Source organism: Cupriavidus sp. 05T313 (assembly GCF_056396665.1).
This window is the reverse complement of the sequence record NZ_JBFTLX010000057.1, coordinates 12,296-38,732: the sequence shown is the minus strand read 5'-3', so window position 1 is coordinate 38,732 and position 26,437 is coordinate 12,296. Positions and strand designations below refer to the sequence as shown.

Sequence of the window (26,437 nt, the reverse complement as noted above, 5' to 3'; positions counted from 1 at the left end):
AACGCTGCCCGCTCGGTCTTGGATCCGGTCATTTGGGCTCTCGAATGTGGTGATAGAAGGATAGGGGGCTCTGGTGCAAATAGGGGCGGCGAATCGGTTAGAGTTGTCGGGGTAAACGAACTGATGGCCGGTGATGAGCAAGCTGGAGAGTCTTGAGGGGTTGTTCGATGGTCGACATTTTGATCGGGAAATCATCATTCTGTGCGTGCGCTGGTACCTGCGCTACAAACTCAGCCTACGCGATCTGGTCGAGATGATGGCGGAGCGGGGCTTGGCACTGGTTCACACTACGATCCTGCGCTGGGTGAGGCGCTATACGCCGGAGTTCGTCAAGCGCTGGAACCGTTTCGGCAAGCCCACAGGGCGCTCATGGCGTGTTGATGAAATCTACCTGAAGATTCGTGGTAAATGGGTCTGACCTTGAAAGCGCTCTATCGCCTGATGACGCGGCGCAGCAACTCAGAGGGAAGGGGCCGCATCCGCGCGCGTCAGTTCACATAGAGTGCCCCAGTCGCCCCATCAGACCCGAAAAATCTCCACGCTCTGCCCCGCATTGACCGCCCGCCGCAGCCAGTCGGGCATCTCGCCGGTCCCGTCGCCAGCTCTGCCCCGCGGCGTTGCGGCAGCAGACCACCGGCGGCGGCGCTGGCGGCGCTGGCGGCGCTGGCGGGGGTGGCGGTGGGCGGTGGGGGCGGCGGATCAAAGCACCCCGCCGCCTGCAGTTCCTTCATGGTCAGGTCGTAGTCGAGGGTCGGCCGGGATTCGCAAATATCTTAAGCTTCAGATAGTCACGAATCCCGGCCGACCCTCAAGGAAGAAGGGCTACGTAGCAGGAGCGTGCACGACGGCACGTTTTCACCGCCCGCTTCATCAAAACTGAAGTGTCGTTTGATCACCTGGAAGGGGGCGGCTCTAAGGGGATACCCTGAACTGGCCTCCCCGGCTAGTGATTGCAGCGCGCCGGCAATGCATGCTTGGTCTCCTATAAGCCATCCCACGGAGACCGACACATGTCTGGCATTACCACGATTCCGGCCGCGACGTCGCGCACCCAAACCGAAGCTGCACCCTGCTACCGACAATCCGGCCTGTCGCAACCCGGCGCCGCGTACGGACGTCGTGAGGACGGTTCGTTGCTGCTATGGTCGACCGACGCGCCGCTGCAAGGCGGCCCCTTCGCCTTCAGCAGCTTCCTGGCGCGTTGGGCCGAAACGCGGGGCGCGCTGCCCGCCATCAGCGAACGCGCCGGCGACGCATGGCGCACGCTGACGTGGTCGGAGCTCCACCGGCAGGTGCTGTCGGTAGCGTCGGGACTTCTGGCGATGGGCCTGTCGCAGGCGCGTCCGCTGATGATCCTGTCCGGCAATTCGCTGGAGCAGGCCGTCCTGCTGCTGGGCGCCGAGTATGCGGGCATCCCTTCGGCAGCCGTCTCCCCGTCGTATTCGCTGCTGAGCCAGGATCACCAGCGAGTCCGCGGCATGCATGCGCTGGTCGAGCCGGGCGCCGTGTTCGTGCAGTCGTCGGCGCCGTTCTCGCGCGCGTTGGACGCGCTTGGCGTGCCGGCCGCTGCGGTCATCGCGGTGGACAGCCCGCAGGCAGGCCATACCGCGTGGGCCGCGCTCGCCGGCRCCGCGCCGACTGCCGGACGGATCGCCGACCTGCAGGCCGCGCACGCCTCCATCGATCCCGTGCGCGATGTGGCGCGAATCTTCTTTACCTCGGGCTCAACAGGCGAACCCAAGGCGGTGCCGATCCGCTACGACAACGTGGCCGCGATGATCGGGCAGTACCAGTACCTGCATCGCGCCATTGCGGACGAACCTGTCGTCATGCTCGACTGGCTCCCCTGGCACCACATCTTTGGCGGCATGGGCAACCTGGGCCGCGTGATGACGCTGGGCGGCTCCTACTATCTCGACGACGGCCGTCCGCTGCCGGGACAGTTCGCGCGCACGGTACAGAACCTGCGCGACGTATGCCCCACGTTCTATGCCACCGTGCCGTCCGCGTGGGCGCTGATCGCCGCCGAACTGGAGCGCGACGAATCCTTCGCCCGCTCGTTCTTCTCTCGCCTGCGCTTCGTCGCCTATGGCGGGGCCAGCCTGCCGCGCGATGTCTGGGAACGCTTCCAGAGCGCCGCCGTCCGTACGGTGGGCGAGCGCATCGGGTTCGTCGCGGGCTTTGGCTCGACCGAAACCACCGGCCAAGGTGCGATCTATACGCTGCCCGGTGGCGACCTCGGCAACGTGGGCGTGCCGATCCCGGGCGTCGAGATCAAACTCGTACCGCTCGATGGCGGCGACGACCGCTATGAAGTCCGCCTGCGCGGCCGGCCCGTGTTCCATGGCTATCACAAGCGCCCGGATCTCACCCAGGCGGCGTTCGACGAGGAAGGCTTCTACCGCATGGGCGATGCAGTGCGCCTGGCGAATCCGGAAGATCCGTTGCACGGCCTGCGCTACGCCGGACGATGCGTCGAAGACTTCAAGCTCGCCAACGGCACCTGGGTACGCACCGGCTCGGTCCGGCTGGGACTGGTCGAGCATTGTGCGCCGCTGCTGGCCGACGCCGTGATCTGCGGCCACGACCGCAACTATGTTGCCGCCCTGGCATGGCCCAACGTGGCCGCCTGCCAGCGCCTTGCGCCGGAACTGGCAGCCCTGCCGCCGGAGGAACTGGTGAAGCATCCGACGGTCATTGCCGCCCTGCGTGACGCGCTTCGCGCGCAGGCGGCATCCGGCGCCAGCCAGCAGGTACGCCGGCTGCTGCTGATGGCGGAGCCGCCCTCGTCCGAGGCCAACGAGATTGCCGACAAGGGCTACATCAACCAGGCCGCTGCGCGCCAGCGACGCACGCCACTGATCGACGTGCTCTACGCCGAGCTTCCCCCCGCCTTTGTCGCCTGCTCGCGCTAGCGCCAGGACACTTCAGGCAAGGCATCGCGCGCAGCGCGCGCTTCAAGCTCCAAGCATCAACAGAAAGGACATGTATGGATTTACTTGGCACACCCGAAGACAAGCGCTTCAGGGAAGAGGTACGTGCTTTCCTCGCAGCCCATCTGCCGGCCGACATGCGCCAGCGGATACGCAGCACCGGCTTTGTCAGCTACCAGGACCAGCGCCAGTGGCAACGTACCCTCGACGCACATGGCTGGGGTGCGCCGGCATGGCCCGTGGCGCATGGCGGCACCGGCTGGAATGCCGGCCAGCAAATGATCTTTGCGGACGAATGCGCGATGGCCTCGGCGCCTACCCCGCATATTTTCAACATCACGATGCTCGGGCCGGTCATTATTCACTTCGGCAACGACGCGCAACGCGAATTCTTTCTTCCGAGACTGCTCAACGGCGGCATCCTCAGTTGCCAGGGCTTCTCCGAGCCGAACTCCGGCTCGGATCTCGCGTCGCTGCAGACCAGCGCCAGGCGAGTGGACGGCGGCTATGTCGTCAATGGCTCGAAGATCTGGACGAGCCAGGCCCACGCATCCGACTGGATCTTCTGCCTGCTTCGAACGGATTCAGCCGCCGCCAAAAAACAGGCGGGCATCTCCTTCGTCGTGATCGACCTGAAGTCGCCCGGCGTGACGATTCGCCCCATCATCGGCATCGACGACCGGCACAGCCTGAACCAGGTTTTCTTCGACGATGTGCTCGTCCCGCAGAGTGGGCTTATCGGCGAGGAAAACAAGGGCTGGGACTATGCCAAGTTCCTCCTCGGCCACGAGCGAACGTACGTGGCCGGCATCGGGCGCACCCGTGAGCGCATGAGCTACGCGCGGGAATTGCTCGCCAGCCGCGAACGCGCCGGCCTTCCGGCGAAGACCGCCGCGGCATGGCGAGGCCGCATCGCGCTGATCGAGACCGACGTGCATGCCCTCGAGATTACGCAATTGCGGCTCATGCATGCCGGTATCGACCAGAACATGGCGTCGCTGCTGAAAGTGCGCGGCAGCGAGCTGTACCAGGAAATCGTGGAACTGGCGATGCAGATCGGCGGTGCGGCGTCCCTGCGCGGCGACTGCGGCGAACTCACCACCGCGTATCTGTACTCGCGCGCTGTGACCATCTATGGCGGCAGTACCGAGGTACAGAAGAACATCCTGGCTTCCACCGTAATAGGGTTGTAAATGGATCTCAAACTGAACGACATTCAGCTCCAGCTCAACGACGCACTCTCGCGGTTGCTGGCGAAGGAGTACACCTTTGAGGCGCGCCAAGGCCTGCTGCAAAACTCGCCTGGCCCACGCGCCCGCGTCTGGGGGCAGCTTGCCGAGATGGGTGTTCTTGGTGCTGCCATTGGCGAGGAATATGGCGGCTTCGGCGGCGACGCCGTCGACCTGTCGATGATCTCCGAAGCCCTCGGCAAGGTGCTCGCCCTGGAACCGTATCACTCGACGGTGGTCATGGCATCCACTGCTCTGCAGGCCATGGGTTCGCCCAAGCAGAAGTCGGAATGGCTGCCCCGCATCGCAATGGGCATGTCTCGCATGGGATGGGCGCACCAGGAACGCCAGCACGGCCGCATCGAATGCGCGGCGAAGCATGACAGCGCCGGCTGGTTCCTGACCGGCTCGAAGGAGATGGTGCTGGACGCGCCGAGCTGTCAGCAGTTCATTGTGAGCGCGACGACGCCGGACGACGGTATTCAGTTGTTCCTGGTGAACGCCGCGGACATCGGCCTGCATCTGTCGCCGTACCGACTGGTGGACGGCTCGCCCGCGGGGAATATCCAACTGGAAAATGTTCAGGGGAAGCGGCTCGGCGGTACGCAGGATACCGCCGCGGCGCTCGAGCATGTGATGCGCACCGGTATTACATGCGCGTGCGCCGAAATGCTCGGCGCAATGGAAGGCGCCAGCGCGATGACGTTCGAGTATCTGAAGATTCGCCGGCAGTTTGGGCGGCCGATCGGTAGCAATCAGGCGCTTCAGCACCGCGCGGCCGACATGCTCGTCGCGCGCGAGCAAAGCCGCAGTCTTGTCATGTCGCTCGCCCTCACCCTGGCCGGACGCAATGATTTCGCGCGTGGCGATGGTCAGTTCCACGCGGCGAAGGTGCTCATCGGCCGCAATGCGCGCCGGATTGCCGAGGAAGCCATCCAGATGCACGGCGGCATCGGCATGACGCACGAGTGTGCCGTCGGCCATTACCTCAAGCGCATTCTCGTGCTCGATCAGTTGCATGGCGAAACGCAGTACCACCTCGGCGTGCTCGAGGAACCGCATCGCCGGGAAGCCGCATAAGGCGAGCCGGGCACCCCGATCGGAACCGCTGCGTCGCACTCGCCAACAGGAGTAGTGCCGTCACGTGGTGGCATGGCCATCATGAAAGCCTGCGGCACGCGGATTCACACATTACGAAGATATTTTCATGAGCAGAAAACTGGAAGGCAAGGTCGCCATCGTTACGGGCTCCGGCCGCGGCATCGGCCGCGCGGTTGCGTTGAAGTTCGCCAGCGAAGGCGCCATCGTCGTGGTCAACGATCTCGACCAGGCGCCGGCCGATGAAGTCGTAGCGGACATCGTGCAGGCCGGCGGGAAGGCCGTTGCCTTCGCGGGCAGCGTGGTGGAAGCGGATTTCGGCACGCGCATCGTCAAGCAGACGGTCGATACGTTCGGCGCACTCGACATCATCGTCAACAACGCCGGCTATACCTGGGATAACGTCATCCAGAAGATGACTGACGAGCAGTGGGATGCCGTTGTCGATTGTCACCTCAAGGCGCCCTTCATGCTGCTGCGCGCGGCCCAGCCGTACTTCCGCGAAGCCAGCAAGGCAGAGGCGGAGGCCGGCAAGGAAGTGTTCCGCAAGGTCGTGAACATTTCCTCGGTCTCGGGCACGCAGGGCAATGCCTGCCAGATCAACTATTCCGCGGCCAAAGCCGGGGTGATCGGCATGACGAAGTCGCTGGCGAAGGAGTGGGGACGCATGAAGGTCAATGTCAACTGCGTGGCTTTCGGCGCCATCGAGACCCGCCTGACGCAATCGACCACCGAAGAGATGACCGTGCGGGTGGAAGGCCGCGAAATCAAGGTCGGCGTGCATCCGGACCGGATCGCCGCGGCGGGCCGCGACACCCCGCTCGGCCGCTTCGGCACCGCCGAGGAAGCAGCGGGCGCGGTGTACATGCTCTGCATTCCCGAATCCAACTACGTGAACGCTCAGACCATCATCTGCGGCGGAGGCCGCGGCGGCTTCTGACGGCAGGCATGTTGCAGGCGGTGCGCAACAGGACTCAGGTTGCGCGCCGATCCCAGAAAGACAACATCGGAGACAAGCTTCATGACTGCTTCCAACAAAGCCCGACGCACCCTCGCCTGCTTCGCTGCGGGCATGGGCGTGACCCTGCTGTTTGCCGGCCGCGCCGCACTGGCCGACGGCCATCCCGAACGGCCCGTCAAGATCGTCTCCGCCACCAGTCCGGGGACGGGCGTGGACGACTTCTCGCGCCTGCTGGCCAGCCATCTCACCCGGAAGCTCGGGAAGTCGTTCTACGTGGAGAACCGGCCCGGCGGCAACACCATCATTGCCACCGATGCCGTGGCGAAGGCGGCGCCGGACGGATACACCTTGCTGCTGGCACTGTCGAGTTCCATGTCGGCCAATCCCTGGCTGTTCAAGCATCTGCCGTACAACCCGACCCGCGACTTTGTTCCCGTCGCGCGCCTGAGCGCGCTGCCGGTGACGGTAGTCGTCCCGGCCACCTCGCCAAACAAGTCGCTCGCCGAACTGGCAGCCGCAGGCAGGCGCCAACCGGGCAAGCTGAACTTCGGCACGAGCAGTGCCGGCTATCGCGCCATGCTGGCAGCGATCAATGACCCGGCCAAGGTGCAGGCGGTGGACGCGCCCTACAAGGCGATGAGCACACTGCTGCCAGACCTCATCAGCGGCGTGGTGGACTATACCGTGCTCGAGATATCGGCCGCCGTGCCGCTGGTCAAGTCCGGGAAGCCGGGCGCGACGCTGACCGGCTGGGTCGGCCTGGCCGCGCCTGTCGGAACGCCCCCCGCCGTGGTGGACAAACTGGCACAGGCGGCACTGGAGTTTTTCGACCCGCCGGAGGCCGCCGCGCACTTCGCGCAACGCGGCACCACGCCCTACGCGCTGGGCCCGAAGGCATTTGACGGCGCACTGGCGAATGATCAGGCGCAGTGGAAGCGCGTGATCGCGCTGGCTGGCATCCAGGCCGAATAACCGCCCGCTGGCCGGGACTGACTCGCAGAGCGTCCCGACCGCCTACCGAATTCCGAAGCGGCCCGATCGCTCCCGTCATGCGCCGGGACCAATACGCCCGCACATTTCCCACGCTGTTCAAATCGACGAAAGGAAAGCTCAATGCAACAGCTCTGCAAAGACCGCGTAGTGGTCATCACCGGCGCCGGCCGTGGCCTTGGCCGCGAGTATGCCCTGGAGTTCGCCCGTCACGGGGCCAAGGTTGTCGTGAACGACCTCGGCGCGTCCGCCGATGGCACCAGCGCCGCGTCCGGCCCGGCCCACCAGGTGGTGGAAGAAATCCGCGCGATGGGCGGCCAGGCGATCGCCAACGAGGATGACGTGGCCGATTGGGAAGGCGCCGGCCGGATGATCCAGGCTGCCATCGAGACGTTTGGTGGACTGGATGTGCTGGTCAACAACGCCGCGATCCTGCGCGACCGCATGCTGGTGAACATGCCGGTGGAAGACTGGGACGCCGTGATGCGCGTCCACCTGCGCGGCACGTTCGTACCGATGCGTCACGCGAGCACCTACTGGCGCGACGAATCGAAGGCGGGCCGCCAGCGCAAGGCGCGCGTCATCAATACCTCGTCGTCGGCGGGCCTGTTCGGCAATATCGGCCAGACCTGCTACGGCGCGGCCAAGGCCGGCATCGCGGCGATGTCGAATATCGCCGCCGAAGAGCTTGGCCGCTATGGCGTGACCGTCAACACCATCTATCCGAGCGGCACCACGCGCCACACCGAGCATCTGCTCAAGAGCGGCCGCCTGCAGGTGTCGACCAACGCCGTGGAAGGCTTCGACGCGTTCGACCCCGCCAACGTCGCCCCGCTGATCGTCTGGCTCGGCAGCGAAGAATCCGACAGCGTCACCGGCCGCGTGTTCGGCAGCCGTGGCGGCCGCATCACGGTGGCAGAAGGCTGGCGCGCCGGCCCCAGGATCGAGAAGGCCGGACGCTGGGAGGTGGCTGAACTTGGCGCGCTGATGCCGGATCTCGTGGCCGGCGCCGCGCCCGCGGCCAACCTCGACGGCGTCATTCCCGCCCGCGCCTGAGGCCGGATCAATTTCCTGCAGCGCCCCGGGGCGGACGCGGCAGGCCAGTCCCATGGAGAACTAGCAATGCTTGACAAGAACCTGATCGGCCACAGCTTTGGCCAGCGCCAAGTGAACGTGGAGGAATGGGCCGTGCGGTGGTACGCGAATGCCATCGGCGAGACCAACCCCGAGTACAGCAACGTTGCCGTGGCGCGTGCCGCCGGCCTGCCGTCGCTGCGCGTGCCTCCCACCTTCCTCTCGTGCCCACGGCATGCTGTCGGCCGCCTACCTGAGCCGGCTGATCACCAACTGGGCCGGGCACACACGCCTGCGCAGCCTGAAGATGCGCTTTACCGGCATCACGCACTTGTATGACCAGCCGCATTGCACGGGACGCGTCGCCGAACGCTTCGAGCAGGATGGCGAGCCGCGGCTGCGCGTGGAAATGCAGTGCACCAACCACAAAGGCGAGACCAAGATCGTCGGCGAGGCCATCGTCGCAGTGGCCTGATTCCCGCCCGTCCCCATTCATTCAGCTATCACACATGCCCCAATTGACACGACACTTCGCGCACTGGCCTGCCGGCGTCCCCCGCACGCTGGAGGTGGCGGACTGCAACCTGTTCAGCCACCTGGAAGACTCGGCAACCCGCGTGCCGGACAAGCCCGCCGTCGTGTTCTACGGCAGGCAGACGACGTTCCGCGCGTTGCACACCGCGGCCCTGTCGCTGGCCGGTTACCTCCAGCATCACCTGTCGGTGCGTCAGGGCGACCGCGTGCTGCTGCTGATGCAGAACTGTCCGCAGTACATGATTGCGTTCTACGCGGTGATGCGCTGCGACGCCGTCGTCGTCGCCATGAATCCGATGAGCACGAGCGAGGAGATTGAGTACTACGCCAGGGACAGCGGCGCGCGGGTCGTCATCGCGACGCAAGACCTGGTGGACCGGTTGCAGGGCTTGCTGGAAGGCGATGACCTGGATGGCTGTGTAGTGGGGGCGCCGGCCGAGTTCGCCGGCAGACCCGGCGAGGTGCCCTATCTCGATGTGCCCGCGTGCATCAGCGAACCGCCGCGCCAGTCGGCGGACCCGCGCATGCACGACTTCTCGGGCGCGCTGGACGCCTGCATCGGTCCCCTGCCGATGCAGGGCGGCGGCCCTGACCTCGCGGTGATCGGCTACACGTCCGGCACGACGGGCAAGCCCAAGGGCGCGATGCTGAGCCACCGGAACTTCGTCTATACAATGACGCATCGTGAGTACTGGCAATCCGATCGCGCGGAGGAGGACGAACTCCTCACGCTGCCGGTGACCCATCTGGCGGGCATGCGGGCGATGAACCAGGCCGTGCGCCTGGGGCGCACCGTCGCGATACTCGCGCGCTGGGATGCCGATGCGGCGCTGGAACTCATCGAGCGGCTGCGCCTTCGCACCTGGGCCGCCGTCCCTACCATGCTGGCGGAACTCTTTGCACGTCCCGACATCGACCAGCGTGACCTGTCTTCGCTAACGCGCATCTACGGCGGCGCGTCAGCGATGCCCGAGGCGCTGGCCCGTACGTTGCAGGCGCGGTTGGGACAGCCCTTCCTGGAAAGCTATGGCCTGACCGAATTCTGCGGCATGTCGCACAGCAATCCGCCGCAGGCCGCCAGGCGCCAGTGCGCCGGCGTGCCGGTCATCAATTGCGATGCCCGCGTGATTGACCCGGAGACCGGCGCCGAACTCGACGCGAACCAGTCCGGCGAGCTCGTCCTGCACGGCCCCACGATGTTTGGAGGCTACTGGAACAAGCCCGACGCCACTGCGGCAGTCTTCATCGAGATCGACGGCAAGCCGTTCCTGCGCACGGGCGACCTTGGCTATCACGACGATGACGGCTACTTCTACGTCACCGACCGGCTCAAGCGCATGATCAACGCCTCGGGCCTGAAGGTGTGGCCCGCGGAAGTCGAGTCTCTCCTGTACGGGCACCCTGCGGTACAGGAGGCGTGCGTGATCTCGGCCCATGACCGTCACCGTGGCGAGACGGTGAAGGCGCTGGTCGTGTTGCGCCCTGGCGCCCGTGGCACGATCGAGCCCCAGGCGCTGGTGGACTGGGCCCGGTCATCGATGTCGGCCTACAAGGTTCCCCGCGTCGTGGAGTTCCTCGATAGCCTGCCCAAGACGTCGACAGGCAAGATCCTGTGGCGCGAGCTGCAACTCATGCAGAACGAGCGCGATCGCAACGCACGGGAAGCGGACCCGGCGTAGGCCATCCGGACCATCATTCCCTTCCCAGGATTGGGGCCAGCACGGGCATCTTGCCCTGCTGGCCATTTTTCGATGCCCGTCGAAGGCGGATGGCGGGCCACAGGATTGGGTTGATGCGCCATGGCAACGACAAAAAAAGCCGCCGGACGCATGACGCGTGCCGGCGGCCAAGACATGATCCGCGCTGGYGGCTCAGTTCTTGCCGTAGAGCGTCACCACGCAAGCCCCGCCGAGCCCTATGTTATGCGCCAGCGCCAGCTTCGCGCCTTCGACCTGCCGCTTGTCGGCCTGCCCGCGCAATTGGTTGGTCAACTCGTAGCATTGCGCGAGCCCGGTGGCCCCAAGCGGATGCCCCTTGGAAAGCAGGCCGCCGGACGGGTTGATGACGACCTTGCCGCCGTAGGTATTGTCGCCGTCGCGCACGAACTTTTCCGCACCACCCTCCGGGCAAAAGCCGAGCGTCTCATAGGAGATGACTTCGTTCTGCGCGAAGCAGTCGTACAATTCGGACACGTCGATGTCCTCGGGACCGACGCCTGCCTTCTCGTACACGGGTTTTGTCGCAATAAGCTTCCGGTAGAATGAGCCGGTATCGAATTCAGGCAATGTGGCCAGTGGTGATGAACACGGAGATTGCGAAGGTATTGAAGCGCTTGCACTATCCGCTGGAGGTGATGCTGCCCTGCGTGCGCTGGTATGTCGCCTATCCGCGGAGCCTGCGTCATCTCGAGGATATGATGGCCGAACGTGGCATCTCGGTTGACCATTCGACCGTGCATCGCTGGGCGCTGAAGTTGCTACCGGCGCTAAGCAAAATCTTTCGCCACTCCAAGCGTCCGGTGGGGAAAAGCTGGCGCATGGACGAGACCTACATCCTGGTACGCGGCCAGTGGAAGTATCTGTACCGGGCGGTCGACAAGGCGGGCAATACCATCGACTTCCTGCTGTGCGCCCAGCGTGACAAGGCCGCAGCACGGGGGTTTTTCGAAACCGCCATCGCGCAGCACGGCCAGCCTGACACGGTGACCATCGACGGCAGCCCGGCCAACCTGGCCGCCTTGCACGACATCAACGCCGAACGTGAAGCGCCCACCGTCATCAGGCGGAGCAAATACCTGAACAACATCGTCGAGCAGGACCATCGGGCCATCAAGCGACTGACTCGACCGATGCTCGGCTTCAAGGACTTTCGCTGCGCACGCATCCTGCTGGGCGCCATCGAGCTCATGCACATGATCGCAAAGGGCCAGATGAAGTGCCCGGATGGGAGCGCTACGTCCGCAGCAGAGCAGTTCTATTCGCTGGCCGCCTGACCCCGATTCACGTGGTAGGCCCGGCTGTTCCACCACGTCCTTACTGCGACAGAACCCGAAGACGAGCATCACCATGAGCGCCGCGAGGCCGCGCGGCGTGCGATGGCGCACCAGCCACTCGAAGCCCGGCTGCAACATGTATGCGATGAGCGCACCGAACAGGAACGGTGTGAGGACGGGACGCAAGATCCAAAGCAGGCTGCCGAGGCCGAATGCGACGGCAATATTTCTGTGTATCCACTGCACCTGAGTCAACTCGTCTATCCGCGCGCTGCTGCTAAACATCTTGGTTGTCTTGAATAGATGTGTTCGCTTACCCGAATCAATTGCGCACCGGTACGATGCTGAACCGGGAGACACCCTGGGTTGCAGCCATCTCGGCCGCCAGTCCCGCCGGCGATAGCGCGCGCGCCTTGTCCGGTGCGACCAGGCTGACTCGCCACACGGCCTGGTTGTCGGCAAACGTGATGGTAAGGCTGTCGTGAAGCACGCGATAGCCGCGAGACTTTGCCCTGTCGATCAGCAGATCGAAGTCAGGGGCTTCGCCGGGTTGGAAAGTCAGCGACACATCAAGCGTCATGCGCCCCGGAAGCCTGGCCTCCAGCCGGTGCAACAGGGACATCGAGCCCACGCATAGCACGGCGAGCAGCAACGCGGCGGCATAGAAGCCAACGCCGAGCAACACGCCTATGGCCGAGGCAGCCCAGATGGATGCCGCGGTCGTGAGGCCGCGGATGCTCATGCCGTCCTTCATGATGACCCCGGCGCCAAGGAAGCCGACGCCGGTGACCACGCCCTGGATGGTATGGGTCGGATCTGCCTGGATGTGCGCTGTGGCACCGCCGTACCAGAGCGACGTGTGACCGACGAATACCGTCAGCGCTGTGGACGCCATGCACACGAGGCCGTAAGTGCGCATGCCGGCGGCGCGGCCATTGTACGAGCGCTCGTAGCCAACCAGCATTCCCAGCAGCAACGCGCCCACCATGTTCAGCCCGATGAACGCGTTGGCGGCGAGAAAGGCGCCGCTCCAATAGTGCTGCAGATCTCCTAGCATAGGATTTCTCGATCAGGCTGCGAGCCAGGCATTCAACGAGCGCAAGGTTTCCTCGCTCAGTTCCCCCGCCGCGGCGGCAAGCCGCAGACGGCCAAGGAGGTAGTCCAAGCGTGCCTGAACCAGGTCAAGCTCAGCGGCGAACACGCGCTGCTGCGCGTCCAGTACGTCGGGTTCCGTACGGGTGCCAACGTCCCGGCCAAGCGTCGTCGCCGCGAGCGCGCTACGCGCCGAAGTCAACGACTGCTCGAGCGCGGCGACGCGCGACACGCCCGTTTTCACCGAGAGGAATCCATCCTGCACATTCAAGCGCACGTCTCGCCGGGCGGCGGCAACCTCCTGCTCCGCCTGGCTCTTCCTCGCAACGGATTCCCGCTCGCGCGAATCCAGTCCGCCGCCCGCGTACAGCGGAATGTTGAGCTGCAAGCCGATCGTCGCGGTGCGGGTGTTGCTGGCCGCAACCCAGGGAGCCAGATTGCCGGTTTGGCCTTGGGCGCCATAACGTGCCACGAGCGCGACGGTCGGGCGACTGCTGACGCGGTACTTGTCGATCTCCGCGCCGGCAATGTCGAGCTCCGACTGCTTGGTCTTCACGACGTAGCTCTGATCTTCACCCCTTGCCTGCCACGCCATGAGATTGTCCGGTTCCGGCGGTCGCGGCGCGAAATTTGGCGCCAGCCCGCTGAGCTGATCGGGCGGCATGCCGACCGTTTCCAGGAATCGCGCGCGTCGTTGCTCTAGCGCAGACTGCGCCGTGACTTCGCGACTCTCCACCCCATCCAGGCGGGCCTGGGCTTCATGAAGATCGGTGATTTTGCCCTGGCCGATGTCGAAGCGCGCCTTCGCGCGGTCCCGTTGCTGTCGCAAGGCCGCCTTCTCGGCCTGTACCACACGGAGCGTTTCCTCACCCAATACCACGCCGAAGTATGCCTCCGCCACCCGCAAGGCCAGATTCTGGCGAGACTGGTCGAACTGCGTTTGCGCCAGGTTCGATTGCTCGCGCAACTGCTTCCTCGTGGCTACTGCGGTCCTGTCGTACAGTGGCTGAATGAGCATCACACCGGCCTGCCGCGCAGTGCCTGAACTATCGGCGGATACCAACGGTGCGGCCTCGGCCGGCGGGTTGCCGGAAGAACGATTGTTGATCCGGTCCAGTGCCGCTTGCAGGCTTACGCGGGGACGCAGCAAGGCGTCGCCCTGCACAGCCATCTCCCGCCCTGCCGTGAGTGCATCATTTGCAGCTAGGCTTGTCGGATCATGCGCCAATGCCTGCTGGTAGGACCCCACGAGATCGATAGCGCCCGACTCCCCAGCGTTCAGGAAAAGCATGCAGCCCAAAGCCACTTGCCCGGCCCGCAGGGCCATGCTCAAACCTTTCATCGAAATAACTCTCATCGTCATATTTGCGATCGGACGGTCGCGGGGCGCTTGGCCCGGTACCAGGTCGCATACAAAGCGGGAAGGAAGACCAGCGTCAGCACCGTGGCAACGGCGAGCCCTCCCATGATTGCCCACGCCATTGGGCCCCAGAACACGGAGTGTGTAAGCGGCACCATCGCCAGAATTGCCGCCAAAGCAGTCAGCACGATCGGACGCAGCCGTCGCACCGCCGCCTCGACGATGGCCGTCCACAGTGCGACGCCCGCGCCCACGTCCTGATCGATCTGTACGACCAGGATCACCGAGTTGCGGATGATCATTCCAGCGAGGGCAATAACGCCCAACATGGCGACAAAACCGAATGGAATCTGGAACGCGGCCATGATCGCGCTGACACCGATCAGCCCGAGCGGCGCGGTCAGCAGGACCATCGCCATCTTCTTCATGTCCTGAAGTTGAATCATCAGCAGCAAGAGCACCGCGATAATCGTCACGGGCATCACCGCGAAAACAGAACGCTGGGCCTTCCCACTCGATTCGTAAGCGCCTCCGATCTCGATGCCATAGCCGAGCGGAAGCGCCTTTTCCAATGCCTCGATCTTCGGCTGTAGCGCACGCGTGACGTCAGGTGCCTGCGCCCCCGCGATGTCGGCACGAACGGTCAGCGTTGGCACGCGATTGCGCCTCCAGAGTTCGCTGTCCTCACTGTCAAGCGTGAGCCGGGCCACCTGCGAGACGGGCACAAATTTGCCGTCGCGCACATAGATCTTGGCGTCCTTCAGGTTGTTCAGGTCCGTGCGCTCCACCGCGACGAGGCGCGAGACCACGTCGACTCCCTGGTCCTCCTCACGGTACTGCGTGATTGGCGTGCCCGACAACGAGGCCTCGAGGGCTTCCTTGATCTGGCCTGAACTGATGCCCAGTGCACGCGCCTTATCCTGGTCCACGTCGACCTGCACGCGCTTGATACGTTCGCCCCAGTCCTGGTTRACCTGGCGCACGTGCGGCTCTTCGCGCATGATGTCCGCCACCTGCTGACCGATCGCACGAACCTTGACGTTGTCCTGCCCGTACACGCGGAACTGCACCGGGTATCCGACAGGCGGACCGTTCTCCAGTCGATTGACGCGGCCCCGCACATTCGGGAATCTTTCGTCGAACAGCTTCTCGAGCTTCTCCTTCGCCCGCTCCCGTGCCTCACCGCCCTTCGTCATCACCAGCATCTCGCCCAAGTTCAGATTGGGCGTCTGCACATCGAGCGGCAGGTAGAATCGTGGCGTACCGTTTCCAACGAAGCTGGTCACCGCCGCAATGTCCGGATCGCCCTTGAGCAGCCCTTCCAGCTTCTGGACCTCGCGCTGACTCGCCTCAAAGGTCGAGGCCTTCGGCATCCACAGGTCCACAATGAGTTCGGCCCGGTCAGACGCCGGAAAGAATTGCTGGGGTATCGCCTTGAACAGCACCAGTGCGCCTACGAATGCCGCGAGCGTGATGCCGAGTACCCACACGCGCTGCTTAAGGCAGAAGTCGATGAAGTGGCGGAACTTGACATAGAATCCGCGCTGGTAGACCGCATCCTCGTCATGCGACGCGTGCGCATGCTCCTTCAACAGCTTGAAACCGATATATGGCGTGAAGAGGACGGCCACGATCCACGACAACAACAGTGAAATGCCCACCACCTGGAACAGGGAGTACACATATTCGCCAGTGCCCGACTTCGCAAAGCCGACCGGAAGGAAGCCCGCCGCCGTGATCAACGTGCCGGTGAGCATCGGGAAGGCCGTGGCCGTGTAGGCGTATGTGGCGGCGCGGAACTTGTCCCAGCCCTGCTCGAGCTTCAACGACATCATTTCCACGGCAATAATGGCGTCGTCGACCAACAGTCCGAGCGCAATGATCAGCGCACCCAGCGAGATGCGCTGCAAGTCGATGCCCATCACGTACATCGCCAGGAATGTCATGGCCAGCACGAGCGGGATGCTGAGCGCGACGACCAGTCCCGTGCGCAAGCCGAGTGAGAGGAAGCTCACAACGAGCACAATGATCACCGCCTCGGCCAGACTCTTCTTGAACTCGAACACGGAGTGCTCAACGATATGTGGCTGGTCGCTTACGGCGTGGATCTGCACACCCACCGGCAAGTGGGACTCGATGCGTTTTACCGTTTCGTCCAGCTTTGTTCCAAGCCGGATCACGTCGCCGCCCTTGCGCATGCTCACCGCAAGTCCAATCGCCTCGTTGCCGTTGAAGCGCATCCTCGAGGTGGCAGGCTCCACAAAGCCACGACGGACGTCGGCGATATCGCCAAGGCGGAAGGTACGCTGGCCGGCACGGATGCCGATGGCGCGAATCCCTTCGACCGAGTCAAACTCGCCACTAACAGCGAGCCGCACTTGTTCCGCGGTGGTTTGCACTGTCCCGCCCGATGTCACGGCATTGGTTTGTTGGAGCGTCGACGCAATTAGTGCCGGGTCGATCCCCAGCGAAGCGAGCTTGGCGGTGGAGACTTCCACATAGATCTTCTGTTCCTGCTTGCCCACCAAGTCGACCTTGTTGACGTCGCCGACACGAAGAAACTCGTTACGCGCGGCATCCGCAATCCGTCTCAGATCGTCATAGTCGAATCCGTCACCAGTGATGGCATAGAGGTTACCGAAGGTGTCCCCGAACTCGTCATTGAAGAAAGGGCCCTGTGTGCCCTGTGGCAGGGTGTGCCGGATGTCGCCCATCTTCTTCCGAACCTGGTACCACACGTCCGGCACTGCACCTGGTGGTACGTCCTCGCGCAAGTTCACCTTGACCTGCGTTTCGCCCGGCTTCACATAAGTGGACGTATAGTCGATCTCCGCCACCTCTTGGAGCTTGCGCTCGATCTTGTCGGTGACCTGATCGGCCATCTGCTGCGCGGAACTTCCCGGCCAGTACGCCTGGACGACCATGGTCTTGATCGTGAACTCCGGGTCTTCCTTCTGGCCCAGGCTGCCATATGCCAGCACGCCGGCCACGGACAACAGCAACAGCAGGAACGCGATCATCTGCTGGTGCTTCAGTGCCCATTCGGACAGGTTGATGCCTTTCACTTCACACCCCCCGCCTTGGCGACAGCTACCGCCTCGGCCACCTTTACCTGCTGGCCAGGCTGCAACATATGCACGCCGGCACTCACCACGGTTTCTCCGCCCACCAGGCCCCCAACCACGATGACACTGTCGTTCTGCGCGGCGCCCAGCTTGACCTCACGCGCGATAACCCGAGACGTCTTCGGGTCAACCACCCACACCTGACGGCTGCGTTCATGATCGACAATGGCGGTCAACGGCACGCGGACAACGCCACTGCCGTCCACGTCGGGTGCGATGACAGACGCTGTCATGCCTAGACGCAGCAGCTCCGGATCCGCCTCCTGAATGGAGATTCGCGCCGAGTACGTCCGCGTGATACTGTCCGCGTCCGGAGCAAGCTCCCGGAGTTTGCCCGTCCAGGACTTGTCCGGATGCGCCCACACCGTAATCGTCAGCGTCGGCGCCTTACGCAGTTCGTCGACTCGCGACTCCGGAATACTGATGGAGACCTCGCGTTCACCGTCAGCCGCGACGGTTGCGATCGTCTGCCCGGCTGAGACCACTTGGCCGGCTTCCGCGTTGATCGCGCTGACCACGCCATCGCGGTCGGCCACGAGCGTGGTGAATCCGCGCATGTTGGCATTCAACTGCTGCCGCGCCAGTGCCGAACGCAGTTGTGCTTCCGCCTGGTTGAGCGCCAGCCGCTGCTGGTCCAACTCGGCTTGCGAGGCAAAGTTCTGCGCGAGCAGTTGCTCGGTACGCTTAACGTCCACCCGCGCCTGGGCTACCCGGCTCCGCGCCGCATCTGCCTCCGCTCCCGCCGCGGCCACCTGCAATGTTTCCTGCGTGGGATCGAGCTGGAACAACGGCTGACCGCGCTTGACATGACTGCCAACTTCCACCATCCGCGCGACGATCTTGCCGGCTGTGCGGAATCCCAACTGACTTTCGTAACGCGCACGAATCTCGCCTGAGTAGGTCGCGCTGACCGAGCCGGCGGCACGCCCGGCGATCACTGTCCGCACCGGCCTGACGTCCGTGTGTTCGGATGCTGGACCCGGTGTACAGGCGGCCAGCAGGTGCGCCGCGATGATGGTAAGAGCTGCCGCTCGATGGTTCCTGTTCAATTTCTGCCCTCCAATAAGGTCCTTCGCTCGCCTGCGAGTCATCAGCGGTCCACGCCACCGAGCCGCTCCACGGACTCGTGCTGGCATCAGCAACGGCAGGCCTGTTAGGGCTTTCGCCCTTTCCGATAGCCCGAAATATACATCATAATGACTTGTACGTCATGATGACGTACAATTTATTTTATGTGTGGAACGGGACGACTATGACGTACCGGATTCCACATGAGACGAATAAGGTGCGTGCGACCGCAAGATGTGGACGCGCAGAGACAAGCACTGGACGCGGAGTGATGTGATGGGCATAGACCGAAGGCGCAGGAAGTGCTGTGCGCGCGGCCATGTCGACTCATTGACCATGAGGAAAAAACAGATCAATGACCCCGATACAGAAGAGATTGGCAGCTGAAACAGAACCGTGGGAGACTCGCGACCACCGTCAGCGAGTTGCGGCAAAGCGGCGACAGCGTATGCGCTCGCTGTTGCTGAACAGTGCGATGCGCTTGATGGTAGAGAACGGCGCCACGACGCCTTCCATCGACGACATCATTTCGGCAGCACGGGTGTCACGTGGAACGTTCTACAAGTACTTTCCGTCGGCTGACGCGATCGTGCGGGAGCTTGTTGGGAATATTGCTGAACAATGGGTGCGGGCCGCGGACCCCATTGTGCGCGGCCATGACGACCCGGCCGAACACATCGCCAGGGGAATACGGCTGGCGTCGATACTTGCGATACGCCAGCCGGGTGTGGCTGGAATCCTTGGCCGGCTTGGCTGGGCTGGCTACCAGGCACCCAATATGCTGGAGTTCGTCCGCAGGGACATAGAGGAAGGTGTTCGACGCAATCGATTCAAGCGCATGCCGACCGCCCTGGGGTTCAATATCGTTGCCGGCGCGGCAATGAGCGCAATGCACCGCATGCTTGAAACCGAATGTCGCGAAGATTTTTCGGAGCTTGCCGCCGCCGTGGCATTGCGCGGCTTAGGCGTGGAGGAAGCGGCGGCTGATGCGATATCCAAGTCGCCGCTGGATGCGAGCGAAGTGCTATTCGATGGCTTGCTCGCCGAAGCGAGCGGCGAAGTGCCGTAGCGTTGGCTACGCTCGAAAGTTGGAGGGCTCGGCCATTTCGGCGAGCTTTTCCTGTGCCTTTTCGAGCAGTGATTCCGGCGGAGCGACCAGCATTGGCAAAGGCGCAGAGGTCAACTTTGTGGCACTCGATGCAGACACGCCGAGCGACCGCAACACCGCCCGGACTATCCGCTCGGGATAATCCTTGGTCGTTTTTCCCTGGGCCATACGGTGAACGGCGATCACCCCTGCGCCTGCCACCATGTCCAATGCAACATCGGCCGAAGCCTCGTCAAACGTGCCCGTCTTCAGGCCTTCCTTGATATCCGAGGGCAGGTACTCGTACACGGCACTCTTCTTGCCGACCAAGGTCAGGCCTGTGCCGGAAAGAAACTGCGCCACCACAGGATAGGATCGCGCAAGGTGCAGATACAAGCGAATACCCGTTGCAACACGCAACGCCGGGTCTTCGATATCGCCGACCACGCTCTCGATCATTTGCACCATGTCGTGACTGAGCGCTTCGCTGACAGCCGCCAGCAGATCGTCGTTAGTACGGAAGTAGTTGTAGAAGGAACCTTGTGAGACGCCAGCTGCCGCGATGACTTCCGGAATCACGCTGACTCCGATACCTCTTTGCGCAAAGACGATCATCGCGCTTTCAATGAGACGCATGCGCATCCGTGCACGCCGTTCGGCTGCAACGCGAGGGCGATGGTCTTTAAGATCAGGGGCGGCAGGCATCTTCAATTTGAGGACCTTATGTGATTGGATGATTATATCAATACACCGCTACAACGCCGACACCATGGCGTAGGCCACGTCCCGCCCTCCTTGATACGAACAAGCTCAGTGCCGTCCTCGGCTCGCACCGAGTGCGCAGCGTCTGCGCCGCGGCAACCAGCCGTTCGGCCGCGGCAAGGATGTCATGCGGCAGGCCATCGCGCATTTCGACTTCGCACACAACTTTCATGGACATCGTTCTGAGGAAAGAAGGAGCCTGCATGCAGCTGGAAACGGTGGGACAAGGAGGCGTTTTGCAGCAGACGTGCTCGTTGCAATCCTTATAAGATACTTATTGTCATGATGACATTCAAGTCATTTTGTAGCAGAATGCGGGAATCTCGAAAGATTCCGGTGCGCTCGAAGCACTGCTTGCCTCATGTAACGAGGCCGATAACCATCCCAGGACACGTCGTGCATCAGAACCACATCCCGCCGCCAGATCCACCACAGGCCATGCACCGGCTGGTTGCGTGCGAGCATTGCGACGCACTCCATATGCGCGTGACACTGCAACCGGGCGAACGTGCCACCTGCCTGCGCTGCGGCGGTGGGCTCTATCGCGACAGTTCGCTTACCTATCGCCGCCTGCTGCCGCTCGTGGTGACTGCTCTGATCCTGTTTCTGATCTCGAACGCGTACCCGATCGTCGCTATGGACCTCAAGGGCTCGCGCATGGAGACCACGCTATGGGGTTCCGTACAGGCACTCTACGCGGACGACATGTCGCCGGTGGCGATGCTCGTGTTCGCCACGACGATCCTGCTTCCGCTGGCCGAGTTACTCATGATGTGCTACCTGCTCGTGCCAATGGCGCAGCACCGCATGCCACCCGGGTTCGACCTCATCGTGCGCAGCATTCGCCAGACGCGGCCGTGGGGCATGATCGAAGTGTTCATGATCGGCGTGCTGGTCACGGTGGTGAAGCTGTCCACCATTGCGCAGGTGCTGCCTGGCGTCGCCCTCTGGTCGTTCGGTGCCCTTGTGGTCGTACTTGCCGCCATCTTGTCCTTCGATCCGCGCGAACTGTGGCATTACCTCGTTGTCCATGATGCAGATGACGTGCCACCCCGCTCACCGGGTGCCGCGTCATGACCACGCCTCAATCGCCAGACGCTACCGCCACTTCGCTCGGACTGCTGTCGTGCCACGCCTGCGACGGGCTCAGTCCGATGACGCTCGAGGCCGAACCGTGTCCGCGCTGCGGCGCCGTACTGCATCATCGCAAGCCGGCAAGCGTGGCGCGCGCCTGGGCCTTCCTGCTGGCCGCCTACCTCCTGTATATCCCGGCCAATCTGCTTCCGGTGATGGTGACGCAATCGATTTTCGGCACGCAGCGCGACACCATCATGTCCGGCGTGATCTATCTGTGGCTGTCCGGCTCGCACATGCTGGCCCTCGTGGTGCTGATCGCCAGCGTTGTCGTCCCGCTGCTCAAGATGATGATCCTGACATTGCTGCTGATATCGGTGCGCCGCAGATCGACCTGGCGCATCCGAGAACAGACCCGGCTCTACGCGCTGGTCGAGGTCGTCGGCCGGTGGTCCATGCTCGACATCTTCGTCGTGGCACTCCTGGCCGCGCTGGTGCAGGTCGGGGCACTGGCCACAATTACGCCCGGGGGCGGGGCCCTGGCCTTTGCCTCGGTTGTCGTACTGACCATGCTCGCGTCACTGAGCTTTGATCCCCGTCTGCTGTGGGATGCGCTTGAGACGTCGCCTCCTCTCATCGAATTTCCGCACTCCGACCATGCCCGAACACACTAATCATCCCCCACATCAGGGTGTACCGCAGCCCGGGCGCGCCCCTCGCGCGCGTTGGCTACCCTCGCTCGTCTGGCTGATCCCCATCGTTGCGGCGGTAGTCGGGCTTTCCTTGTTGATCAACACGCTAGCATCGCGCGGGCCCGAGATCACCATCACGTTTCGCACCGCCGAAGGCCTGACGCCGGGCAAGACTCCCGTCCGCTACAAGGACGTCAATATCGGATTGGTCAAGACGGCACGGCTGGCAGCGGACCGTTCGCATGTGATCGCGACGATCGCGTTGACCAAGGATGCGGAGACCTTCGCCGTGGCCGACACACGCTTCTGGGTGGTACGGCCACGCTTTGCAACCAGCGGTGTGTCGGGGCTCGAGACGCTGCTATCGGGCGCATATATCGGCGTGGATGCCGGCAAGTCAGGCGAGACGACGCGCAGCTTCACCGGGCTCGAAGTCCCGCCGACTGTCACTGCCGACGCCTCTGGTAGGCAGTTCGTGCTGCGTGCGCAGGACCTGGGCTCGCTCGACATCGGCTCACCGGTCTACTATCGTCGCGTGCAGGTCGGCCATGTCGTAGCGTATCAACTCGAGCCGAACGGCCACGACATCACGCTGCGGGTCTTCGTCAACAAGCCCTATGACAAGCTCGTCTCCGCCGATACGCGCTTCTGGCATGCCAGCGGCGTCGACCTCAAGCTTGACGCGAACGGGCTGAAGTTGTCCACGCAGTCGCTGGTCACCGTGATGCTTGGCGGCCTGGCTTTCCAGGCGCCGGAGCACTCGACTGCGCACGCCACGGCCGCCGAGAACACAGAGTTCCTGCTTGCGGCGGACCAATCGGAAGCCATGAAGGAGCCGGAGGAACTCGCGCCCGCACTGGCAGTGCTCAACTTCGATCAGTCCGTGCGCGGCCTGTCTCCAGGTGCGCCAGTCGATTTCCGCGGTGTGACCGTCGGGCAAGTGCGCTCGATCGGTATCGAATACCAGCGTGACAAGAAGGCCTTCCGCATGCCCGTGGTGGTGGAACTCTATCCGTCTCGCATGGGGCTGCACGAGAAAGACGTGGCTGACGACGCGCGCAAGCTCGCCATCGTGCATAGCCTGATACAGCGCGGCATGCGTGCGCAGTTGCGCACCGGCAACCTGCTGACCGGCCAGCTCTATGTGGCACTCGATTTCTTTCCGAAGGCACCTCTGCCGGCTGATCTGGACCTGAACGGGTCGCTGCCTGAGTTCCCCACCACGCCGGGCACCTTCGACGAGCTGCAAGCCAAGCTTGGCGACATTGTGACCAAGATCGGCAAGGTGCCGTTCGACCAGATCGGGCAGGACGCGCGCACGGCGATGGTGTCTATGAACAAAATGCTCGTCAACGCTGACAAGCTCGTGGCACAGGTCAATGGCGATGTGGCACCAGAAGTGCTCGCCGCGCTGAAGGATGTGCGCCGCACGCTCGCCACGGCCAATGGCGCGCTGGCGCCCGACGCATCGCTGCAACAGGATACGCGTCGGATGATGCAGGAACTCACGCAAACGGCGGTCTCGCTGCGCACGCTGACCGATTATCTCGAGCGGCATCCCGAAGCGCTACTGCAAGGCAAGAGGGAAGAGAAATGATGAAACGTCTGACGATGCTCTTTACACTGGCCGCCGCGGCCACGAACATGATGAACGGCTGCGCGTCGCCCGAGGCGCGCTACTACACGCTGGCAGCCAGTCGCTCCAACGCCGCGCCGGCCGTGACAGGGCGAGCCAGCCGTAGCGGCGACCCGTTATGGATCGAGGTCACGCCGGTGCGCGTGCCCGAGCGGCTGAACCGCATTCAGCTGGTGGTGCGTGACGGCACCAGCGGGGGGGTGAAGCTGTTCGACACATCGCGCTGGACGTCCCCATTACCCGACGAGCTACGCGATGCGCTGTCGCAGCAACTGCAATCGACTCTTGACGCGGTGGATGTCTACCGGCACGGCCTGTCGGCGGCGCAGCCGGCCTTCCGGGTAACGACCGAGGTGGTAAGCCTCGACGCCAATGTCGGCAAGTGGGCAGCGGCGACCATCGCCTGGACCGTGCGGCGACTGCCGGACGGCAAGTTTCTGAGCGGCCGCACCGAAACAGAGGTGCCCGCGCCCGGGCAGGTGGAGGGCGTGGTGAATGCGTATCGGGAGATCCTGGCGGCAACCGCGGCCGATATAGCAGTGGGCGTGCAGTCGCTTAATCGCTAAATATGCATCATGCATCACCTTTAGCGATGTGGCGCGGCGACCAACCCGGCATATCGCACCGACTAGGTGTGCGCGACATAGCCAGATTTGCGAGGGGCATCGCCCGACCAAGGGCGTGGCCAGGCGTTCTAGCTCGCGTTTCAACTAGTTCAACAGACAAATCAATCCTACGGCCACCGCGCCACATCTCGACCCTTTCCGATTCCAGCCGAACAGGCGTGGACGCCTGCTCGCTAAGGGCCGGTCCCGTTCTTCTAGTGCATACTCCTATGATCTGAATGTTAGGCAATTAGAATGACGGACGATCGAACGACGGGGATTGAGCGGCCGGAGCTGTCGGCTGAACGGGGCGTTGCGCAATATCAGCGGCTGGCTTCGGTGCTGAGGTACCGGATCGCAAAAGGCGAGTATCCGCTCGGCATGCTGCTGCCGCCGATCACGCAGCTCGCGGCTGACCTGGGCGTGGCCGTCGTTACCGTTCGGCAGTCGTATGAGCTGCTTTCCAAAGAAGGGCTGATTCGTAGCCAGCGAGGCATCGGGACCCACGTGGCGGCCCTGCCCGCCGCCACGGGCGACCTCGAACTGGCGATCAACGATCCGTTCGCCGCGCCTGAGGCGCTCGCCTTTGACGTACTCGAAGTCCGGCGCCACACCAGGGTGCCGCAGGAACTGCTCGGACCGGGCGAACAGTCGAACGGCGAATACGTCTGCGTCCGCAAGCTGCATACCTATTCCGGCGAGCCGTTCTGCTACGCGGAGATCTATGTGTTGACCCCGGTCTTCGAATCCTTGCCCCAGGACACCGCCAAGAACAAAAAACTACTCGCTGCGGTGCTCGATGAATTGGGCTCGCGGAGCAAACGTGTGCGACAACGCATGACCGTGATGCCGGCGGATTTTCCACTGTGCGACATGCTGAAGATCCCGTTCGCCTCACCCGTCGCGAAGATGTCGCGGTGTCTTCTTGATAGCAAAGGCAGCGTGCTGTACGCAGGCGTCACTTGGTATCGGGGTGACCGCTACGTCTCAGAGATCGACATCCCCGCCTCCGCATTGAAAACGGTACCCGCCATCACCGAACCCCAACGGCGGGCAGCTAGCGAGCGCAAGCAAGGCTGAAGGCCCTCCTCGTTCAGCCTCCAGGGTAAACAAGAGGCAGAGAAAACTTTCCGCAGCCTCTAAACTTCCAACATTAGAATGTTAGGATATGCAGTGACATGTAGATCCAGCAGCGCGCTGGTTCTACGCCGTCGTGAGGTCCGAAGGCAAGCGGGCTCACGACTCCATGGGATGACACGCGGAACCGTTGGCACCCACGGCTGGCACCGACCACGTTGTGCGCTGTGTGGTGAACGAGTTCGGCCAATTCGGTATTCGCGCCAATTCGATCTCGCCGGGCATCACTCGCACGTCGATGCCGGGTGACGCCCTGAACATCCCCAAGATATTGCAGGCCTTCGAGGCCTGCTTTCCGCTCGGACGTATTGGCACTGTGGACGACGTCGCCGAAGCGGCGCTGTAGCTGGCAAGCGACGCCTGCTTTCGTCCGGCGGCCGCAGGCACCTCCAAACGATACGGCTTTCTGATTATCGAAATCAAGTGAAAGGAAAGGGCATGAGCAACTTCACATTAACATCGCCTGAATTCAAGGATCAGGATCCATTGCAACTGGTGCATGAGTTCGATGGCTACGACGGCACCGGCCAGAACCGTTCGCCCGCGCTGCAATGGCGGGGCGCGCCGGAAGGCACCAAGAGTTTCGCGCTGACGCTGTACGACCCGGACGCGCCCACCGGCAGTGGCTTCTGGCACTGGATCCTGTTCGACATCAATTCGTCCGTCACCCAGCTCGCCGCAGGCCCGCGCTCCAGCGACGGCACTGACCTGGGCGCCAGTGGTACCCAGGCCGCCAACGACTACGGCGCCATCGGCTACGGCGGCCCCTGCCCGCCCAAGAGCTTGCCCGCGCACCGCTACATCTTCACCGTGCACGCCCTGGGCGTGCCCAAGCTGGGGTTGCCGGCCAACCCGACCAACGCTGTGGTGCGCTTCTTCATCCACCAGAACACGCTCGCCACGGCCACCCTGACCGGCCTCTACAAACGCTAGCTGTCGCGGCGTGCGTAGTCGACGGCAGAGGCAAATGCTGTACGCCGGCGTTATC

The 26,437-nt window shown here is 63.4% G+C and carries 23 protein-coding genes and 3 pseudogenes; 19 read left to right on the top strand and 7 right to left on the bottom strand.

Features of this window, described 5'->3' with window-relative positions; all coding sequences use genetic code 11:
- Positions 1-133 precede the first annotated feature (133 nt).
- Positions 134-412, top strand: a pseudogene (locus AC1DKD_RS15360) (IS6 family transposase); the annotation flags it as partial.
- A gap of 107 nt (positions 413-519) precedes the next feature.
- Here AC1DKD_RS15360 and AC1DKD_RS15355 read toward each other — a convergent pair.
- Positions 520-770, bottom strand: a pseudogene (locus tag AC1DKD_RS15355) (H-NS histone family protein).
- 240 nt (positions 771-1,010) lie between these two features.
- Here AC1DKD_RS15355 and AC1DKD_RS15350 point away from each other — a divergent pair.
- The 9 genes from AC1DKD_RS15350 to AC1DKD_RS15310 all read left to right on the top strand — a co-directional run bounded on the left by AC1DKD_RS15350 (position 1,011) and on the right by AC1DKD_RS15310 (position 10,498).
- Positions 1,011-2,915, top strand: coding sequence for an AMP-binding protein (locus AC1DKD_RS15350; protein WP_477143424.1), 1,905 nt, complete (start codon positions 1,011-1,013; stop codon positions 2,913-2,915).
- Between the two features lie 74 nt (positions 2,916-2,989).
- Positions 2,990-4,126 carry an acyl-CoA dehydrogenase family protein gene (locus AC1DKD_RS15345; protein ID WP_441630881.1) on the top strand — a complete coding sequence of 379 codons (1,137 nt, stop codon included), beginning with the start codon at positions 2,990-2,992 and terminating at the stop codon, positions 4,124-4,126.
- Entirely contained in the window at positions 4,127-5,242 is a 1,116-nt protein-coding gene (locus tag AC1DKD_RS15340; protein ID WP_441630879.1) for an acyl-CoA dehydrogenase family protein, read from the top strand.
- Between the two features lie 127 nt (positions 5,243-5,369).
- Positions 5,370-6,200, top strand: coding sequence for an SDR family NAD(P)-dependent oxidoreductase (locus AC1DKD_RS15335; RefSeq protein WP_441630877.1), 831 nt, complete (start codon positions 5,370-5,372; stop codon positions 6,198-6,200).
- Between the two features lie 81 nt (positions 6,201-6,281).
- Positions 6,282-7,193, top strand: a complete 912-nt coding sequence (locus AC1DKD_RS15330; RefSeq protein ID WP_441630875.1) for a Bug family tripartite tricarboxylate transporter substrate binding protein — start codon at positions 6,282-6,284, stop codon at positions 7,191-7,193.
- A 141-nt stretch (positions 7,194-7,334) separates the two neighbouring features.
- Positions 7,335-8,267: an SDR family oxidoreductase gene (locus AC1DKD_RS15325; RefSeq protein ID WP_441630873.1), complete on the top strand. Its 933-nt coding sequence runs from the start codon at positions 7,335-7,337 to the stop codon at positions 8,265-8,267.
- A gap of 66 nt (positions 8,268-8,333) precedes the next feature.
- Positions 8,334-8,624, top strand: coding sequence for an FAS1-like dehydratase domain-containing protein (locus AC1DKD_RS15320; RefSeq protein WP_441630871.1), 291 nt, complete (start codon positions 8,334-8,336; stop codon positions 8,622-8,624).
- Entirely contained in the window at positions 8,521-8,760 is a 240-nt protein-coding gene (locus AC1DKD_RS15315) for a hotdog family protein (protein WP_441630891.1), read from the top strand. Before AC1DKD_RS15320 ends, AC1DKD_RS15315 begins: the two co-directional genes overlap by 104 nt.
- A gap of 34 nt (positions 8,761-8,794) precedes the next feature.
- Positions 8,795-10,498 carry an AMP-binding protein gene (locus tag AC1DKD_RS15310; protein ID WP_441630869.1) on the top strand — a complete coding sequence of 568 codons (1,704 nt, stop codon included), beginning with the start codon at positions 8,795-8,797 and terminating at the stop codon, positions 10,496-10,498.
- A gap of 192 nt (positions 10,499-10,690) precedes the next feature.
- Here AC1DKD_RS15310 and AC1DKD_RS15305 read toward each other — a convergent pair.
- A pseudogene (locus AC1DKD_RS15305) lies at positions 10,691-11,062 on the bottom strand (thiolase C-terminal domain-containing protein); the annotation flags it as partial.
- Between the two features lie 56 nt (positions 11,063-11,118).
- Between AC1DKD_RS15305 and AC1DKD_RS15300 the strand changes: the two are divergent.
- Complete coding sequence (locus AC1DKD_RS15300; RefSeq protein ID WP_441630867.1) at positions 11,119-11,811, top strand: IS6 family transposase; 693 nt, start codon at positions 11,119-11,121, stop codon at positions 11,809-11,811.
- Between the two features lie 322 nt (positions 11,812-12,133).
- Here the strand turns inward: AC1DKD_RS15300 and AC1DKD_RS15295 are convergent, their stop codons facing one another.
- Genes AC1DKD_RS15295 through AC1DKD_RS15280 form a run of 4 tightly spaced genes read right to left on the bottom strand, consistent with a single transcriptional unit; the run spans position 12,134 to position 18,437 of the window.
- A complete protein-coding gene (locus tag AC1DKD_RS15295; protein WP_441630865.1) occupies positions 12,134-12,868 on the bottom strand; it encodes an MgtC/SapB family protein in 735 nt (244 codons plus the stop codon).
- Between the two features lie 12 nt (positions 12,869-12,880).
- Positions 12,881-14,245 carry a TolC family outer membrane protein gene (locus AC1DKD_RS15290; protein WP_441630863.1) on the bottom strand — a complete coding sequence of 455 codons (1,365 nt, stop codon included), beginning with the start codon at positions 14,243-14,245 and terminating at the stop codon, positions 12,881-12,883.
- A 17-nt stretch (positions 14,246-14,262) separates the two neighbouring features.
- Positions 14,263-17,328 (bottom strand): efflux RND transporter permease subunit, encoded by a 3,066-nt coding sequence (locus tag AC1DKD_RS15285; RefSeq protein ID WP_441630861.1) that lies wholly within the window; start codon positions 17,326-17,328, stop codon positions 14,263-14,265.
- Entirely contained in the window at positions 17,325-18,437 is a 1,113-nt protein-coding gene (locus AC1DKD_RS15280) for an efflux RND transporter periplasmic adaptor subunit (protein WP_441630859.1), read from the bottom strand. Before AC1DKD_RS15280 ends, AC1DKD_RS15285 begins: the two co-directional genes overlap by 4 nt.
- 467 nt (positions 18,438-18,904) lie before the next feature.
- Between AC1DKD_RS15280 and AC1DKD_RS15275 the strand changes: the two genes are divergently transcribed.
- Positions 18,905-19,525: a TetR/AcrR family transcriptional regulator gene (locus AC1DKD_RS15275; RefSeq protein WP_441630857.1), complete on the top strand. Its 621-nt coding sequence runs from the start codon at positions 18,905-18,907 to the stop codon at positions 19,523-19,525.
- A gap of 6 nt (positions 19,526-19,531) precedes the next feature.
- Here AC1DKD_RS15275 and AC1DKD_RS15270 read toward each other — a convergent pair whose 3' ends face one another.
- A complete protein-coding gene (locus AC1DKD_RS15270; protein WP_441630855.1) occupies positions 19,532-20,179 on the bottom strand; it encodes a TetR/AcrR family transcriptional regulator in 648 nt (215 codons plus the stop codon).
- A 564-nt stretch (positions 20,180-20,743) separates the two neighbouring features.
- On the opposite strand from AC1DKD_RS15270, the gene AC1DKD_RS15265 reads away from it, so the two are divergent.
- The 7 genes from AC1DKD_RS15265 (at position 20,744) to AC1DKD_RS15235 (ending at position 26,382) form a co-directional block, all read left to right on the top strand.
- Entirely contained in the window at positions 20,744-21,382 is a 639-nt protein-coding gene (locus AC1DKD_RS15265; RefSeq protein WP_441630889.1) for a paraquat-inducible protein A, read from the top strand.
- The gene (locus AC1DKD_RS15260; RefSeq protein WP_441630853.1) at positions 21,379-22,053 is read left to right on the top strand and encodes a paraquat-inducible protein A; all 675 of its coding nucleotides are present in this window, start codon (positions 21,379-21,381) and stop codon (positions 22,051-22,053) included. The genes AC1DKD_RS15265 and AC1DKD_RS15260 overlap by 4 nt, the downstream gene beginning before the upstream one ends.
- A complete protein-coding gene (locus AC1DKD_RS15255) occupies positions 22,037-23,668 on the top strand; it encodes a PqiB family protein (RefSeq protein ID WP_441630851.1) in 1,632 nt (543 codons plus the stop codon). Before AC1DKD_RS15260 ends, AC1DKD_RS15255 begins: the two co-directional genes overlap by 17 nt.
- On the top strand, positions 23,665-24,273 hold the full coding sequence (locus tag AC1DKD_RS15250) for a PqiC family protein (RefSeq protein ID WP_441630849.1): 609 nt from the start codon (positions 23,665-23,667) through the stop codon (positions 24,271-24,273). The genes AC1DKD_RS15255 and AC1DKD_RS15250 overlap by 4 nt, the downstream gene beginning before the upstream one ends.
- Before the next feature lie 294 nt (positions 24,274-24,567).
- Positions 24,568-25,392: a GntR family transcriptional regulator gene (locus AC1DKD_RS15245; protein WP_441630847.1), complete on the top strand. Its 825-nt coding sequence runs from the start codon at positions 24,568-24,570 to the stop codon at positions 25,390-25,392.
- Between the two features lie 187 nt (positions 25,393-25,579).
- Positions 25,580-25,795 carry an SDR family oxidoreductase gene (locus AC1DKD_RS15240; RefSeq protein ID WP_441630845.1) on the top strand — a complete coding sequence of 72 codons (216 nt, stop codon included), beginning with the start codon at positions 25,580-25,582 and terminating at the stop codon, positions 25,793-25,795.
- 92 nt (positions 25,796-25,887) lie between these two features.
- On the top strand, positions 25,888-26,382 hold the full coding sequence (locus AC1DKD_RS15235) for a YbhB/YbcL family Raf kinase inhibitor-like protein (protein WP_441630843.1): 495 nt from the start codon (positions 25,888-25,890) through the stop codon (positions 26,380-26,382).
- Positions 26,383-26,437: the final 55 nt, after the last annotated feature.